This is a genomic window from Mycobacterium sp. NGS35, from assembly GCF_059812855.1.
In genome coordinates, this window is the sequence record NZ_JCALDL010000001.1 from 409,090 (window position 1) to 425,567 (window position 16,478).

At 68.5% G+C, this 16,478-nt stretch carries 13 protein-coding genes; 9 read left to right on the forward strand and 4 right to left on the reverse strand.

The genetic code is table 11. The annotated features are described in order from the left end of the window. Positions 1–61 precede the first annotated feature (61 nt). Positions 62–1,393, forward strand: coding sequence for a type VII secretion integral membrane protein EccD (eccD, locus tag AC5Y4C_RS02015; RefSeq protein WP_499964238.1), 1,332 nt, complete (start codon positions 62–64; stop codon positions 1,391–1,393). After that, a complete protein-coding gene (gene mycP, locus AC5Y4C_RS02020; RefSeq protein WP_499964240.1) occupies positions 1,390–2,784 on the forward strand; it encodes a type VII secretion-associated serine protease mycosin in 1,395 nt (464 codons plus the stop codon). The genes eccD and mycP overlap by 4 nt, the downstream gene beginning before the upstream one ends. Here mycP and eccB read toward each other — a convergent pair. Further along, positions 2,704–4,098, reverse strand: a complete 1,395-nt coding sequence (gene eccB / locus AC5Y4C_RS02025; RefSeq protein WP_499964242.1) for a type VII secretion protein EccB — start codon at positions 4,096–4,098, stop codon at positions 2,704–2,706. The genes mycP and eccB overlap by 81 nt on opposite strands. Positions 4,099–4,161: 63 nt before the next feature. Next, positions 4,162–4,707: a CGNR zinc finger domain-containing protein gene (locus AC5Y4C_RS02030; RefSeq protein WP_499911329.1), complete on the reverse strand. Its 546-nt coding sequence runs from the start codon at positions 4,705–4,707 to the stop codon at positions 4,162–4,164. 74 nt (positions 4,708–4,781) lie between these two features. Between AC5Y4C_RS02030 and AC5Y4C_RS02035 the strand changes: the two genes are divergently transcribed. Genes AC5Y4C_RS02035 through AC5Y4C_RS02045 form a run of 3 tightly spaced genes read left to right on the forward strand, consistent with a single transcriptional unit; the run spans position 4,782 to position 7,205 of the window. After that, complete coding sequence (locus tag AC5Y4C_RS02035) at positions 4,782–5,831, forward strand: EamA family transporter (RefSeq protein ID WP_499964244.1); 1,050 nt, start codon at positions 4,782–4,784, stop codon at positions 5,829–5,831. 2 nt (positions 5,832–5,833) lie between these two features. Continuing rightward, a complete protein-coding gene (locus tag AC5Y4C_RS02040) occupies positions 5,834–6,484 on the forward strand; it encodes a cutinase family protein (protein WP_499914591.1) in 651 nt (216 codons plus the stop codon). Positions 6,485–6,542: 58 nt separating this feature from the next. Continuing rightward, complete coding sequence (locus tag AC5Y4C_RS02045; protein WP_499964246.1) at positions 6,543–7,205, forward strand: cutinase family protein; 663 nt, start codon at positions 6,543–6,545, stop codon at positions 7,203–7,205. 4 nt (positions 7,206–7,209) lie between these two features. Here AC5Y4C_RS02045 and AC5Y4C_RS02050 read toward each other — a convergent pair whose 3' ends face one another. Both AC5Y4C_RS02050 and AC5Y4C_RS02055 read right to left on the reverse strand, forming a co-directional pair. Further along, positions 7,210–8,262 carry a polyprenyl synthetase family protein gene (locus tag AC5Y4C_RS02050; protein WP_499911320.1) on the reverse strand — a complete coding sequence of 351 codons (1,053 nt, stop codon included), beginning with the start codon at positions 8,260–8,262 and terminating at the stop codon, positions 7,210–7,212. Continuing rightward, complete coding sequence (locus AC5Y4C_RS02055; RefSeq protein ID WP_499964248.1) at positions 8,259–8,903, reverse strand: hypothetical protein; 645 nt, start codon at positions 8,901–8,903, stop codon at positions 8,259–8,261. The genes AC5Y4C_RS02050 and AC5Y4C_RS02055 overlap by 4 nt, the downstream gene beginning before the upstream one ends. A 192-nt stretch (positions 8,904–9,095) precedes the next feature. Here AC5Y4C_RS02055 and AC5Y4C_RS02060 point away from each other — a divergent pair, with 192 nt between their 5' ends. The 4 genes from AC5Y4C_RS02060 to AC5Y4C_RS02075 are packed head-to-tail and all read left to right on the forward strand — an operon-like array spanning position 9,096 to position 16,349. Then, on the forward strand, positions 9,096–10,523 hold the full coding sequence (locus tag AC5Y4C_RS02060; RefSeq protein ID WP_499964250.1) for a hypothetical protein: 1,428 nt from the start codon (positions 9,096–9,098) through the stop codon (positions 10,521–10,523). After that, positions 10,520–11,074: a hypothetical protein gene (locus tag AC5Y4C_RS02065; RefSeq protein ID WP_499964251.1), complete on the forward strand. Its 555-nt coding sequence runs from the start codon at positions 10,520–10,522 to the stop codon at positions 11,072–11,074. Before AC5Y4C_RS02060 ends, AC5Y4C_RS02065 begins: the two co-directional genes overlap by 4 nt. Beyond that, positions 11,071–14,274 carry an ATP-binding protein gene (locus AC5Y4C_RS02070; RefSeq protein WP_499964253.1) on the forward strand — a complete coding sequence of 1,068 codons (3,204 nt, stop codon included), beginning with the start codon at positions 11,071–11,073 and terminating at the stop codon, positions 14,272–14,274. Before AC5Y4C_RS02065 ends, AC5Y4C_RS02070 begins: the two co-directional genes overlap by 4 nt. Next, positions 14,271–16,349 (forward strand): FAD-dependent oxidoreductase, encoded by a 2,079-nt coding sequence (locus tag AC5Y4C_RS02075; RefSeq protein ID WP_499964255.1) that lies wholly within the window; start codon positions 14,271–14,273, stop codon positions 16,347–16,349. The genes AC5Y4C_RS02070 and AC5Y4C_RS02075 overlap by 4 nt, the downstream gene beginning before the upstream one ends. The last annotated feature ends 129 nt before the right edge of the window (positions 16,350–16,478 follow it).

The window sequence follows — 16,478 nt, forward strand, 5'->3', positions numbered from 1 at the left end:
GCACTATCCGCCGCAGTCCGCATCCGTCGGTTAGCGTCAGTCTCGACGAGGGGGAATGGCGATGTCGAGGACCGTCATGGCCGATGTGTGCCGCATCGGTGTGCAATTCGAAACGCAGCGAACGGATTTCGCGCTTCCGGCGGATGCCGGGATCGCGGGGCTGATGCCCGCGATCGTCAACCAGGTGACGGTTGACCGGCATTATTGGGCCGACGTGCCCATGGACTGGCACCTTGCCCGCGCCGACGGCCGACCGCTGACACCGTATCTTTCGCTGCGCGACAACGACATTCACGACGGCGATCTGCTGTGGCTACGTCGCAGCAGCCTGCAGCCGCCGGCACTGCCGATCGACGACACGACCGCCTTGGTCGCAGCGGCGGTCGCGGCCACGCCGCGCTGGAATTCGGCAGCGACGCGCGTCGCCGCATGCGCTGCCACGTTGTGCGGGACCGCGCTGGCAATTTACGGAGTGTTGCGGTCGACCTCGGCCGCCGCCCCCGTGGTGGCGGCAGTGCTGTGCACCGGCGCGCTCGTCGCCGCGGTGGTGTGCGCACAGCTGTATCGAGAATTGTTCGCCGCATTGATCTTCGGTTGCTGTGCGGCCGCGCTGGCATCAGCAGCGGGCTATCTGGCTGTGCCCGGGACCGTGCTGCCGCCCAAACTCATGCTCGCAAGTGCGCTGGGCGCAACGGTGTCGGTGGTCACCGCCCGCTGCACCCGCACCGGGCTCGCTGTCTTCACTGGTGCTGCGGCGTTCGGGTTTCTCGCCGCGGCAGCTGCCTGCATGCAGGTCGTCGCGGTAGGTGAGGTCACCGCAGCCGGGGCCGTGCTCACCGCCGCAGCGGCCGTGCTGCTCGCCGTCACTCCGCGGTTGGCCATCTGGCTGGGGCGTCTGCCGGTACCTCGTCTTTCCCACGAAGTCCACCCCGATGTGGTCGCTGCCGCGTCACGCCGCGCGCACGGCATGGTCAACGGACTGGTGTGCGGGTTCGGGGCGGCAGCAGCTTTGGGCGTCTGGCTGGCGGTTCAGGGCGAGTCGGCCTCCGGCGCGGCCTTGGCCGCCGTCGTCGGCGTTGCGCTGACCTTGCGCGCTGAACTTCATGCCGGCCTGGTACAGGTTTCGGCCTTACTTGCCTGTGGCGCAACGGCGTTCGTAGCGTGGGTGGTCTGGACGGTCGGCCAGTGGCCACAGCATGCGCACTGGATAGGGGCCGCGGCAGCCATTGCCGCCGCGACACTGGCCACGGCATCATCCCGACCAATGGCCGGCTCGCCGGTCAACCGCCGAGCCGTCGATGTAGCTCAGTACGTCGCACTTGCCGCGGTCATCCCGCTCACATGCTGGGCCAGCGGCGTATTCGCCTACACCCGCGGATTGGCGCTGTCATGACCATGGTCCGGCTCGTCGCAGTCACTTCCCTGACACTTGGCCTGGCTGGCTTGCCATCCGCGCCGGTCGCCTCCGCAGTGCGCCCGCCCGCAGTCGACCAGTCCGAGCTCCCGCCCGCTGCACCGCCGCGGCCGCCGGCGCCCACCCGCAAGCAATCCGACTGCACGACAGCCGTTTTCGACCGTAACCTACACGCGGCGGCCACTCAGCTGGCACCGTTCGACATGCGCCCGCTGTGGGCGCTGTCCACCGGCGAAGGCCAAACCGTCGCGGTGATCGACACCGGGGTATCGACGCATCCCCGGCTGCCGCGGCTGATCCCCGGCGGCGACTACGCCTCGACGGGCGACGGCCGCGAGGATTGCGATGCCCACGGGACGCTGGTCGCCGGAATCATCGCGGCGGCAGCCGACTCCGACGGGTTCGCCGGCATCGCTCCCGGTGTGTCGGTGCTGACGATCCGGCAGACCAGCGTGAAGTACGGCCCGGTCGGCGCCCACGACTTCGGTACCGGGACCGTGGAGACGCTTGCGATGGCGGTGCGCACCGCTGCCGATAAGGGTGCAACGGTGATCAACATCTCCTCGGTCGCGTGCACCGCCGGTGCGGCGTTGCGCGACCGGGCACTCGGCGCCGCCGTCGCCTATGCGGTCGACGTCAAAGATGTGGTCGTGGTGGTCGCTGCGGGGAATGTCGGCCCTGGCGGCAACTGCCCGCAACAGAATCCGGCGCCCGCGCAGCTGCACGAACCCGATTGGGAGACCGCCGATGTCGCGGTGAGCCCGGGCTGGTACGACGACTACGTCCTCACGGTCGGCTCCGTCAGCCCCGACGGGTCGCCGTCGCCGTTCAGCCTGGCCGGGCCGTGGGTCGACGTCGCGGCACCCGGCGAGGCAGTGGTGTCGCTGAATCCCAACCACACCGGACTCGCGAACACCTACCGCGGCGCCAGCGGCTCCGCCATTGCCGGGACCAGCTATGCGGCCCCAGTCGTCAGCGGGGTCGCCGCATTGGTGCGTGCGCGATTCCCCGACTTGACCGCGCGGCAGGTGATGCAACGCATCGAAGCCACCGCACACCGGGTGTCCGGCGGCTGGAATCCTAACGTCGGCAACGGCGTCGTCGACCCGCTGGCCGCCCTGACCGACGGGCGCCAGAGCGCCTCACCGGCGTGGGCGCAGCGCCCGCTGGCACCTGCGGCACCGGCCCGGCTTCCCGGAAGCAACGGGCGCGCAACGGCTTTCGTCGGCCTTGCCGGGTGTGCAGCGTTTCTGGCTGCCGCACTGGCGCTGCTCGCGCCCGCGAACCGGCTAGCGCGGCGCCGCCGCAGTGCCCTCACTGGGCAGCGCGACACCGCCGCGGTCGGGGGCGATTCCGTCGTGCGCCACTGATGCGGCGGCGCGGCTGAGTTCGGGTCCGTCGGCGAGCAGTTTGAGGATCGGCCAGTATGCCGGCACAGGTGCCGACGGAAGGCCAAGGGCTGCCGCGCTTTCGACGTCGCGCACCCCGAATCGGACGCCGGTGTCGGTGACCAGATATCGGCCCGTTGCCTCGACGTAGAGGCAGCGCCCCGGCGGCACGAACACCGCGTCGGCGTTGGGGCCGGCACCGTCTGCCTGGGCCAGCGCGACAGGCACCTGCCCCGCGGTCACCGGCAACCCCGACCCGGCTGCCACAGTGACCCCGCGATCCGGTCCCCAGTGCGCGCACACGACGCGCTCGCTCACCGGTGGTGTCACCACGTCGGGAAACGTTGTCATAGCCAGGCTCTCCAGTTGCGGCAGATTGCTGATCGCGTCGCCGGTGACCGCGGTGATGTCCGACGAGCCGTGCGAGTCGCTGAACCGCAACAGATCCGCGCCCACATGCCCGATCCGCTGCACACCATCGGCCAGCACGACGTACAACTCGTCGCCGTCGGCCCTCGCGACCCGCACCACCGAGCCGACGGGCGCCCCGCCCAGCGATGCCGGCCCCGGTGAGCCGGACGACGGAATCACCGGCGCCATGATCGCCGGCGCCTCGGGGATTGCATTCAACACTGCCGACGCCACCTCGACCGGCTCGACGCCCTCCAACCGCAGCGCTTTTGCGACCGCGAGGTCGGCCAGGCTCACGCGGGCCCGGCGCCCGTCGTAGAGAAGATATGTCGCCGAGTCGCTGCGCGAGCGGACGAACATGGTGCGGTCACCCTGCAGCGGCCGATTGTCGCCTACCGGCCCGACGATCACGGTTGACGCAGTCGCGTCGTCGCACACTTCCCACTGCGCTTCATCGGCTGCGAGCGGCTCCGGCAGTGTCGCCGGTGCGCCCGGAATGCCAAGCGTTGCTCCGAGATTTGCCCTGCGCAATTCGGATTCCCTGACAACTCGGGGAGCGGCCGGCCTGCCGGTGATCAGGCGCGCCGACGCGAGATTGAGCACCGGATGCAGCGTGTCACCGACACGGGCGTACAGCGCACCGGATTCGCGCACCATCACGATCGGGGCGTCGCCGAGCGCGCCCTGAGGGCGCACCAACGCGACGACCGCGCACGCCGCCAGCGCCACCACGGTCAGCACGGCGCCGGTCACCATCGACCTGGCCTGTGCGCGCATCGGTTCGTCGATCATCCGCACATCCCGACGCACCAGCGCATTCTCCATGCGCCGCAACAGAAATCGATGCCCGCTGACCGCGAGCCGGGTCGTCGGTTGCCGAGCCACTGTCCCCCCAATGTGCCGCCGGCTTCAACCTAACCCGCGAGAGCAAGGTGTGCGGCGGCAATTTCACCGCCTGCGTTCGCGGTAGGCCGCGACGTGCTGACGGTTGGCGCAGTTCCCGGTGTCACAGAAGATCCTCGATCGATTGCGCGACAGATCCATCACCGCCGCACGGCAATCCGGTGCCGCGCAGATCTTGAGCCGCCGCAGTTCACCCGCCCGGATCACGTCGGCCAGCGCCATCGCCATCTCGGCACCCATGCGCTGCGCCAGCGGATCGCGCACCGACGCCAGATGCAGATGCCACTCGGGCATCTCCGGATGCCGGGTCAGCCACGGCGCGGCGTGCGTGTCGGACAGCAGCGCGTTCACCTGCTCGACGGCCCGCTCCTCGTCGTCGGCGGACTCCCAGATGCGGCCCAGTCGTGCCCGCAGCTTGTGCACTGCCGCCAGCTCGGCGTCGTCGTGGTCGCGCCGCCCCGTCCAGCCGTAGGAGTCCAAGTACTCGTCGAGCGCCGCCTGAGACCCCAGCCGCTCACCGTCGACGCGGTCGCTGTTGATCAGCGAGCACGCAGCCCGCAGTGTGACCTCTGTGTCATGACTGAAAAGCATTTGACTCCTGACGGCGCGCGCTTGTAGCGTCAGTACCAAAGCAGATTTTACTCGTTACCAGCTGAAGGGGTGTCATGGGCGCGCAACGCACCTTCCGGCTCGGCGTCGCGTTCGCGCTCGGGTCGGCCGTCACATTCGGCATGTCCGGGCCGTTCGCGAAGGCGCTGATGGCTGCGGGCTGGTCGCCCAACGCGGCGGTGACGATCCGGCTTACCGTCGGCGCCGCGGTGATGGCGTCGTTCGCCACCCTGACCCACCGCCGCTGGCTGCGCGAAGCCGTCCAACACGCCAGGACTGTGGTGCTCTACGGGGTGGTCCCGATCGCCGGCGCGCAGCTCTGCTACTACAACGCCGTCTCGCGGCTGTCAGTCGGCGTTGCGCTGCTGCTGGAGTATCTGGCACCGGTGCTGGTGGTCGGCTGGCTCTGGGCGACCACTCAGCGACGCCCCGGCGCCGCCACCTTGGCCGGCGCGGCGCTCGCGCTGGCCGGCACCGTCATAGTGCTCGACGTGTTCTCCGGCGCGCATGTGGATCCAGCCGGGGTGGCGTGGGCGCTCGGCGCCGCGGTGTGCGCCGCCTGCTATTTCCTGCTGTCGGATCGGGTGGCCGCCGACGGCAGCGGCTTGACGTCGACAACCCTGGCGGCCGGTGGCCTGATCGTCGGTGCCGCCGCCGTGGCGGCACTGGGTGCGACGGGCGCGCTGCCGCTGACGTTCACCGCCCAGCACACCGTCGTCGCCGGCCACCAGACACCGATCTGGGTTCCCGTCCTCGCGCTCGGAGTGGTCTGCACCGCGGTCGCCTACACGCTCGGCATCAGCGGCGTGGCGCGGCTGCGCCCCAGCTACGCGTCGCTGATGGGCCTCGGCGAAGTGCTGTGCGCGGTGCTGGCCGCATGGATCCTGGTCGGCGAGGCGATCACCCCGGCACAGGCGTTCGGCGGCGCCGTGGTGTTGCTGGGGTTGGCGTTGGCCGGTCGTGAGCACGCCCGGCCCGTCGACGTCGTCGCGGAGGCCGGCTGGCCGGAGGTAGGCCCCGCAGACATCGTCGACCAGCCCGGCCGCGACCGTACCGACGGGCCGGCGCTGGCCGCCGGTTTGCCGGCCACCGAGTCCGGTATGTGAGGATGACCGGCGTGAGTCTTCGTCGTTTCTTTGCCGCCGCGCTGACCGCGGCCGGCGCGCTGGTCTGGCTGCCCGGCGGTGTCCCCGTCGCGTCAGCTCAGCCGTGCCCCGACATCGAGGTGGTATTCGCTCGTGGCACAAGGGAACCCGCTGGGGTCGGTGAAGTCGGTCAGGCGTTCGTCGATGCACTGCGCGAACAGGTCGGCGGCCGCAGCGTGAGCGCATACGCGGTCAACTACCCCGCCAGCTATGACTTCCTCGCCGCGGGTGACGGAGCCGCCGACGCGAGCGCTCACGTCATCGACATGGAGAAGACATGCCCGTCCACCAAGCTTGTGCTGGGCGGCTTTTCGCAGGGCGCGGCAGTGGTCGACATGCTGTTGAACGTTCCGATCCTCGGCACGAACATCGGTGTGCCGCTGCCGGCGTCGGCCGCCGACCACGTCGCCGCCGTCGCGGTGTTCGGCAATCCGTCGACCAAATTCGGCAAGCCGGTGTCGTCGGCCGCCCCGCTTGTCGCCGGCAAAGCCATCGACTTGTGCAAAGACGGCGACCCGATTTGCTCGGGCGGCCGCAATCCGTTCGCGCACCACGACTACGTGACCGCGGGCCTGACGAACGAAGCCGCGAATTTCGTTGCCGGACTGGTGTAAGAGCCCCTGATCGGGCAAGCGGACGACGCAACCGGCGATCATCGCTAACATCGTCACGATGAACGCCTTGCATCCGCGTCAATGGTTCGTCGCCGTTCTCACCGCTGTCTTGGCGGCGTGCGCACTGATCGTCACGCCGCCCGCCACAGCCGTGAACTGCCCGAACGTCGAGGTGATTTTCGCACGCGGCCGTGAAGAACCTGCGGGCCCAGGCGTACTCGGTACCGCATTCGTCAACGCCCTGCGCTCACGGGTCAAGGGCAAGTCGGTCGGCTTCTACGCGGTCAATTACCCGGCCGATTACGAGGTCGACCTTGGCGCCAACGACATGAGCCAGCGCATTCAGTACAACGCGACCAATTGCCCGAATACCCAGCTGGTGCTCGGCGGCTACTCACTCGGCGCCGGTGTGGTCGACGTCGTACTCGCCGTGCCCGCACCGGTGTTCGGCTTCAACAACCCGCTTCCGCTGGGTTCCGACGCCCACATCGCCGCGGTGGTGATGTTCGGCAACGGAACTCGCCGGGTGCTGGGACCGTTCTCCGACTTCAATCCGGCCTACGGCGACAAGACAATCGACCTGTGCCATGCCAACGACCCGATCTGCTCCAACAGCGATCTCGGCGATGCCAACAAGAACTGGCCGGATCACAGTGCCAATGCGTACATTTCGGCGGGGCTGGTGAACCAGGCGGCGGACTTCGCCGCCGGCCGGCTCTGACTGCTCACCGCCAGCGCGCCCATACGTAGGGCACCAGTGCGCGCAGAAAGTCGAGATCGGGCCCGGGCTGGGCGTCGGCGAACGCCTGCTCGAAGTACTCCTCGGCGACCAGCAGGATGCCTTCGGCGTATTCGCTTGTGAATTGGATGCTTCCGTAGTCGTCCATCAGCGCGCGCACCGCCGCCACCATTTGCGGTGTGCGCGTAGAACGGTCGCGCCGAAGGTAGTCGCGCACGAACGCAGCGTCGGCGCCATTCACGACGCTGAGCAGGTGGACAAGCGTCAACGTGCGTTTGCCCTCGTACAGATCACCCAAGATCTCCTTGCCGTACATCGCTTCGTCGCCAACGAGATTCAGCAGGTCGTCGCGGATCTGGAAGGCCGCGCCGAAGTGAAAGCCGAACCGCACCAGCGGGCGCAGATCAGCGGTGCCGCGCGAACCGACCATCGCGCCCACCCGCAGCGGGTGGATGATCGTGTACCAGCACGTCTTGTGCATGATCAGGTGCAGATAGTCTTCGGGGCGCAGCTGCTCCACGTTGTCCAGCCGCCAGCCCAATTCGGTGGCCTGGCCCTCGAGCGTGCGCATCGCCATCGTGTCGAATTCGCCCCAGACGAGGTCGGCCAAGTCGCGGTCGAACCGGCGGGTGGCGCGGCGCAGCACCTGGCCGGCCACCACCGCCAGCCCGTCGCCGGCGTTCACCGCGGCGCCGATTCCGTAGGTGGCCGCAAGCGTGGGGCGGCCGCGACGCATCTCGCTGCCGTCGGCCACGTCGTCGTGGATGAGAAATGCGTTGTGCAGCAATTCGATGGCCACCGCCAGGCCCACGAGATCGTTCTCGTCGGCGCCGAACGCCCGCCCGGCGGAAAGGCACAGCGCGGGACGCAACGCCTTACCCGGGCGCGACGGATATTCGCGCATCGGCGCGTACAGCCACTGGTTCGGCTCGCCGTCCGGCATCGCGTCCAGCATCGACCGCCGGACCAGCTTCGCCACCGCCCGGAGGCGGCCCTCGACGGCCGAAACCAGATCGGTTCGATCCGCAGTGCTGGTCATGGCGCCGCTGCGCTGACGGACAGCACCACCGGCGACCACAGCTCGGGATGGCCGCTCACCAGCATGGTGCCGCGGTAGGTGTTAGGCGATAACGCTTGGGGCACTTGTACTTTCACGTGGATTCCGCGGCTGCACCGTGGCAGCAACGGAACCACGGCCGGGTCGAACGTGACGCGGTCTGAGGCGATCAACGAACCGTCGTGCGCCAGTAAGTCGCTGCAGCGCAACACGACCTGCCCGAGATCGTCGTCGCCGCGGTTGTGCATCCACACTTCAGCGCATGCCGTGCCGCCGGCCGTTGCCCGAAGTGACACTTCACCGTCCGAATGTGTCAGGTCGACAGCGCAGGAAGCGCCCGGCGCAGCTCTGAGCAGGAACTGCCCGACGGCCGACCACCACGCCCGGGTGAGTTTCTCGGCATCCGACGCCGACGACGCCTCGTCGCCGTTGCCCAGTGCCGGCGTGCCCGTCGCAGGCGATCCGCTGGGCGTGACGATCCGGACGAACCGATCGACGAGTTGGCTGGCGGCGCGGAAGCCTTCGGCCTGAATGGCGCTGAGCGCACGGGCGTTGGCGGCCGGATCGAACACCGACGACCACGGCAGATCGTCGGTGCCGCCATGGTCAGCCCGATGTGCCACCGACGTCCTCCCGCCTACTTCTGCCTGGTGGCGACCAGCCGAACGCAATGCTAGGGCAGCACATGCAGGGACGGCGGTCCATCGGAAAAGTCGCCTTGCCGCACGAGAGTGAGCAGCACCGATCGTCGCGATGACATGTGGAAACACTCCGCTCGCCGGTATGCTAACCAGCCATACCGGCTGGAGGACGCGATGGCGGCGGTGCAATCTCTGATGGCGCTGTACGGCGCCATGGATCGGCTGGTCGCCGAATCGGAAGATCCCACCACAGCGGCCGTCGTCGAGCAGTACCTGCCCGGCACTACGGGAGCGCACGGCGGCTGGTTCGCCGAAATCGAACAGTTCTTCGACGACATGCCGGGCCGGACGCTGGCCTTCCCGAGCGTGCGCGGCGCGATCGGCGACCTGGTGGAAGGCAACGGCATGCCGATCGACCAAGGCGGCGAGCCGCTGACCAAGCCGCAGCTGTCTCGGATGGTGTACGCGCTGGGAGCGTTGTGCCACCTGGAGGGCGGGCCGGTCGACGCCTCCGAAGAGGACTACGTGACCGCACTCGCGATGGCTACGCCGGCCGACGACCGCAGCGGAACCGCCGAAGTGCGCGCAGGAGAGCTGTTCGATCTGCTGCGGTCGGAGTTCGCGTATCGCGGCGACTGGCAGCGCGTGATGCGGATCGCCATAGAGCGCTCTCTGATTGACCCCGTGGTCGCCGAGATCCCCCTCTGTGACCACACCTTGCGCCAGATCTGCGGTCACACCTGCGTCGTGCTCACCACTGATTTCACCAGCACCAGGGCATCATTCAACGAGGTGAAAGACGTTGCGGATCCCCGTAATTGGAACCGGTGCCTGCCGTTCTTCTGCACCATGGAACCGCACGGCATTCATCCCGACGACGGGTGGAGCTGGACGCTCGAACACGTCAGCATGAGTTGCAAGGTGGCCGGCTCCCCGGTGATGAAGACACCGCTTCGGTATTGGAAGGGCGAAGATCCCGCGGGCGCCTCCACCGGGTTCGCGACCGCCTGGGTCAATTACGAACTCGACGAGCACCCCGATCCGACCGCTGCGGGAGACGGCTTGACGCTGGTCGACGAGGGCTTCATCCGGATGGTCGCCACGGCCGCCGACCCGTCGACGCGGGGCGTGCGGGTGATCACCCGAAAGGTGGTGGCGTTCCGCAACCTGTCGCCCGTCGCCATCGAGAAGCTCGCGTGTATCTGCGGATACGCCGATCAGGGAATGGAGATGCTGCTCGGCGGCGTGGAGCAGCGGCGCCAAAGCGCCGCGGGATGGCAGAACTGGACGGCGTCCCGGGCGCCTCAGGCGCCGGCGACACCGCCCAAGCCTCTCGATCCGTGCCGAGCGCTCGGCGCCGCCCCGTCATGTCAAACCGACGGCGCCAGCCGGCAGGCCGTCACCGTCGCCGTCGACATGCTCACCGAGTGCATCGACGACATGTCGAAGAAGAGCATGGCGCTCGCGCAGAAGTGCGCCGGCGGAGTGGTGCCCGTCCCGGAAATGATGGCGTTCGGTGCGGAATTCGCGGCGCGGCTGGCCACCGACCCCCTGCGGTACTTGCAGAGGTTGCGCGAATCGACCGAAGGAGGTGGCGCGTGACCTCGCGCGCGGCGCACATCTCCGCGAGCATTCAGCAATGCGCGGATATGTACCGGTGCCTGATCACCCGGGCCGGTGAGGTTGCCACTGAAGCGAACGACCACATCGACGACGGCACATACGGAGCCGAGCAGTGGGCGCAGTCCATTCGTGCGCTTTTCGACATCGCCGTCACCGCCGGGCTGCACACCGCATCGGAAATGATGTCGGCGCCGTGCGGACCGGCGGGATGCGCGGCTGGGTGCGGAACATGTTGTGCGACAGGGACTGTAGAATCTGCCGACATCGTGATCGCCGGCGCCGATTACCCCCGCGCCCTGTCGATCGCGAAACCCTTTGCCCGAGAAGGTGATTCGTCGTACAAGATCCCCGACCACCTGGTCACGTTCCTTCCGCCGGTGTTGGCCAAGTCCGCGACGACGTTCCGTATCGCAGTGGCGTGGCCCGAGGTGAGAAGCGCGACGTATCGCGGGCAGGTGCGGCTGACCACCGCCGGTCAGGCCGGCGCAGCGCCCACTGACGAGACGATAACGGTCCTCATCGACCTGTGACTCCAGCCGCGCCCAGATCACCCATCGGAGAGCTGCTTGACCGGGCAGTTCAAGCGATCAACCGCGGCGATCGCATCACCGCCGCCGAGCTTGCCGAACAGGTGCTCGAGGTGGACCGCCACAATCCGGAAGCCGAAGACATCCTCGCCGCGCCGCCGGGGCGCGGCGAACTTCGGCGGCTGACAATTCTTTTCGCCGACATCGTGGGTTCGACTGCGCTGTCAACGCGGGTGGAGCCGGAGATCTACCGCACGGTGATCGGGCGGTACCGCGATCAGGTCAAGCACATCGTCGACCACTACGAAGGCCACATCTTCTCCACCAAGGGCGACGGGCTGCTAACCGTCTTCGGGCACCCGATCGCGCACGAGAACGACGTCCGCCGCGCCGTGCAAGCCGGGCTTGACATCACCCGCGACGTCGCTGCGCTGAGCGAAAAGGTAAGCAAGCGTTTCGGTTTCGGGATCGCGGTGCGGGTTGGTGTGCACCGCGGGCTGGTCTACCTCGACCGCTCCCAGGACGACGTGTACGGGCTGGGAGCCAACATGGCCGCCCGGGTGTCAGAGCTCGCGCCGCCGAACTCCGTCGTCGTCTCCGCGGCCATCGGTGGCCTGATTGCCGACGACTTCGAACTCGAGGCGCAGCCGGCCCAGACAGTGAAGGGCATCGAGGAGCTCATCGAGCATTACCGGGTGGTCGCCGAGCGCAGCGGCACCAGAGCCCCGCTCGGGCCCTTGATCGGCCGACACCGCGAAATCGCCTACCTGCAAGACAGTTGGGCTAAGGCGCAGGCCGGCACGCTGGACGTCGCCGGCGTCGGATTCTTCGGCGAGGCCGGCATGGGCAAGAGCCGCCTGGCCGCTGTCGCTACCGATCTGGCGCGCCAGTCAGGTGGCCCGGTGCTGACACTCATCGGCTCTCCGTTCCATGCAGACGCCGGCCTGCACCCGGTGCGCAGACTGCTGGAACGTCGCTGCGACATCGACCGGCTGACCGAGCAGGCTGAGCGGATTCGCCGCCTCGAGGCAGATCTTCGGGCGTACGGGCTCGACGTCGACGCCACCCTGCCGCTGCTGGCACCGGTGCTCGGCATCGGCGCAGAGTACGGCTACCAGCCGGTGCCCACCGAAGGCACCAAGCTCTACGACCAGATCGTCGGGGCCATCAGTGACTATCTGGTGGCGTGCCTGGGCGGCGCACCTGGGGTGGTGCTCGCCGAGGACGTGCAGTGGTTCGACGCGTCGACCCTCGACGTGCTCGACGCGCTGCTGGCCACCGATACTGGTCGGCTGCTGGTCGTGCTGACCGCCCGCGACGCAGCATGTTTCCCGAATCTGGCGAACGTCAAGACATTCGAGTTGCAGCCGTTGACGGCAGCCGAGACCGACGAACTCAGTGCCGCGATCGATCCCGACCTGTCCGAAGAGCAGCAGGCCGAAGTCCGCCGCCGCTGCGACGGCGTGCCGTTGTACATCGAAGAAGTGGTCACCAAGATCCACGAGCAGCCCACCGACGAGTTCCGGTGGCACCGCGTTCCCGATGCTCTCTACGAGCCGCTGTTTGCCCGACTTCGGGCCAGCGACAACGTGATCCCGGTGGTCGAAGCCGCCGCCGCGATCGGCCGCGAATTCGACCGCAGCCTGATACTCGCGGTGCTCGACATGGCCGACGACGATTTCGCCGCCGCCGTCGCCGAGCTCGAGCAGGCGCACGTGTTCGAGCCGACTCGCACCGGCTCCTGGCGGTTCCGTCACGAGCTGTTGCGGGAGGTCGCCTACGAGCTGGCGCCACCAACCGTGCGGCGGCGCTTGCACGGCCGCGCCGGCGACGCGCTGGTGAGCGCGCACGGCGGCAGCGATCCCGACTGGCATCTGGTCGCGCTGCACTACGACCAGGCGCTGCGGTACGAGGACGCGGCCGTGGCATACCAACAGGCGGCCACCGACGCCCGGCGCCGCGGCGCGTTGGAGGAGGCCCGCACCTATCTCACTCGGGCGGTCGAGCAGATCGAACGAATGCCGCCCAGCCCCGCACGCGATCGTCGGGAGATCGCGCTGCGTCTGCGCCGCGGATTCCTCGCGTCGGCGGCCGAAGGCACCGCAAGTCCGGGTGCGGCCGCCGACTTCGAACGCTGCCTGGAGCTGTCGGGCACCGATCTGCGCGAAGACGAACTCGTCGCGACGCTCGTCGCGCTGTGGGCGTACTTCTTGCCTCGCGCAGACCTGCACCGCGCCGCACAGGTCTCCGAGTCGTTACGCGGCAACCTCGACAACGCCAAGGAATGGTTTCGGTCGGAAAACGACGCCGCCATGGGCATGTTGGCCTGGTACGCAGGCGATTTCGAGGCGTCGCGGCGCCTGCTCGAGCAGGCCACCGAGTCGGTGGCGCAGGTGCAGATCGACGACTTCGACACGGTGTGGTTCGTGCCCAACGAGCCGGTCGCGTCCATGCACACGCATCTGGCCCTGGCCCGTGCCGTGCAGGGCGACTTCGCCGGCGCGGAAGCCGAATTCGCCGAAACCGAGCGTATTGTCGAAGGGCTCGACTTTCCCCAGGGTCCGTTCAGCCAGGCCTACGCGCGCTCCTACGAAGCATGGATGCGACTGGAGGCGGGCCAGCTCGACGCGGCGGCGCGGCTCGTCGAATCGCTGGCCGCGCAAGCCGAGCGGCACGGATTCGACTTCTGGGCCATGGTGGCGGCCACCGAACAAGCAACCGTCGCAGCGTTTTTCGCGTTGAACGCGGATCCGGTCGACGTCGACGAGCTGCAGAACCACATCGCGGTCATGGCCATGTTCGTCGACGCGTGGCGCGAGGCCGAGGCGCGGCTCTTCGTCACCTTCTACGACGGGGTGTTGGCACGGCTGCTGATCGCGGCCGGCCGCACGCAGGAGGCCGCGGCGCGGTTGGACACGGCACTGCGGCTCGTCGACGACACCGGGGTATGCTTCTACCGGTCAGAGCTGCTGCGGCTGCGGTCGCGCACCGCCGCCGACGACGACGCGCGGGCCGCCGACCTGCGTGCCGCGCTCGACGTCGCCAGGCGCCAGCACGCGCAGATCTTCGAATTACGAGCTGCTGTCGACGATTTCGAACTGCGTCATGATGCCGCCCGCGCGCAGCTTGTCGACGCGATCAGCAGCTTCCCCGCCGACAGCACCTGGCCGGAGCTCGACCGGGCGCGCGCGCTGCTGGCGTGAGCAGGCCCGGCGGCAAGGTCGCGATCCTCGGCGGCGGCATGGCCGGCTTGAGCGCCGCCTGGCGACTCAGCGAGCCCGGCTGGCGTGACCGCTTCGACGCGATCACGGTCTACCAGCGCGGCTGGCGACTCGGCGGCAAAGGCGCGTCCAGCCGCGGCGAGCACGGCCGCATCGAAGAACACGGTCTGCACATCTGGCTGGGCTCGTACGAGAACGCATTCGGCCTGCTGCGAGAGTGCTATGCCGAATTGGACCGCATTGCAACTGATCCCGGCGCACCGATCCGCACCTGGGATCAGGCGCTGATACCCGGCGACAACCTCGGGCTGGCCGACCGGTTCGGCAACGACTGGCTGATGTGGCTCGGCACGTTCACCCGCAACACGGGCTCACCCGGCGAGCCGGACAGCACCGGCCGGGAGATGACCGTCATCGAGTTCACCCGCCGTGCCGTCCAGCTGGTCCGCGACTTCGCCGAATCCCAGCGCAGCGCAAGTCCTTCCGGGCTCGTGCTGTCCTGCTGCCCCGAGCCGCCAGCCGCCCAGCGCTGGCTCACCACGGTGGCCGACAGCGCCCTCGCCGCACTGCTGGCCCTGGCCGATCCTCGGCGCGGCCCGCGCAGCGCCACCCGCATGATCGACGACGCACTCGACGCCGTACGCCACGCGCTCGACTACGAGCGCCGCGCTGACCACAAGCGGTCGTGGCTGTTGTTGTCGCTCATGACCGCCGTCATCCGAGGCATCCTCGCCGACAACCTGGTCACCGATCCCCGCGGCTTCCGCGCCATCAATGACGAAGACTTCGGCGACTGGATCCTGCGCCACGGCGCGCATCCCGACGTGCTCGAGTTCTCGCTGGTGCGAGGACTTTACGACCTGGTGTTCGGATACGAGGACGCCGATCCGGCGCGGCCAGCCTTCGGTGCCGGGCTCGCGGTGTTCCTCACAGGCCTGGTGCTGTTCGGCTACAAGGGCGCCATCTTCTGGAAGATGACAGCGGGCATGGGCGACATCGTGATCGCGCCGTTGTACCAGGCGCTGCGACAGCGCGGCGTCGAGTTCGAGTTCTTCCACCGGCTCGACGCGCTGCACCTGGACGAGCACCGCCAAGGCATCGCGGCGATCTCGATGGGACGCCAGGTCCGGCTCGCCGACGGCGTCGAGCACTACGAGCCGCTGACGCGGGTGCGCGGGCTGCCGGTGTTCCCTTATCGGCCGCTGCTCGATCAGCTTGCCCCCGGTCAGCATGAGCCGGCAGGCGGCTGGCACGCCCTTGAAACGCATTGGGCCGAGCCCGCCGACGCTGAAGCACGGGTGCTGCGCCGCGGTGCCGATTTCGACCACGTGGTGCTCGCGGTGTCGGTCGGCATGCTGCCCGTGGTCGCAGAAGAGCTCATCGCCGACCGGCCCGAGTGGCAGGAGATGACGACCCAGATCCGCACGGTGGCGACGCAGGCGTTCCAGATCTGGTTGCGGCCAGACGAACCGGAGCTCGGGTGGGCTGAGCCCGGTGTCACGATCAGCGCCTACCTGCGCCCGTTCGAGACGTGGGCCTCGATGCCGCAGACGTTGTGGGCCGAGGACTGGCCCGACGAGCAGCGTCCCGGTGCGGTCGCGTACTTCTGCGGCACGCTGAATGCGCTGTGGCCCACTACCGAGACCGGCGCCGGCTACGCGCGCCGCTACCGCGACGTGGTTCATACGGAAGCGGTCAAGTACATCGATCGTCACCTGAGGCCTTATTTCCCACGCGCATTCGACGACCACGGCTTCAGGTGGGATCTGTTGAGCGGCGCCGACGGCCAGCGAGGCCGGGCGGCGCTGGCCACTCAGCACGTGAGCGTCAACGTCGACCCGTCGGATCGCTACGTGCAGTCGGTGCCGGGAACCGAGCGCTACCGACTGCGCCCGGACGAAAGTGGTTGCGATGGTTTGATATTGGCCGGCGACTGGACCGACTCCGGGATGAACGCCGGCTGCATCGAGGCCGCGGTGATGTCCGGGCTCGAGGCGGCCAATGCGCTGCTGGGCCGCGGACGCTACCACCGGATTCGCGGATTTTACATGCCCTGACCGCCATGCACTGTCACACTCGACTGGTGAGCGGAACCGAGCCGGCGCCGTCGATCGAGGCCCTCCTGGACCGGCCGTGGATGCGATGAACAAGGGCGGTCGAGCAACCGCCGACGTCCTGGCGCAGCG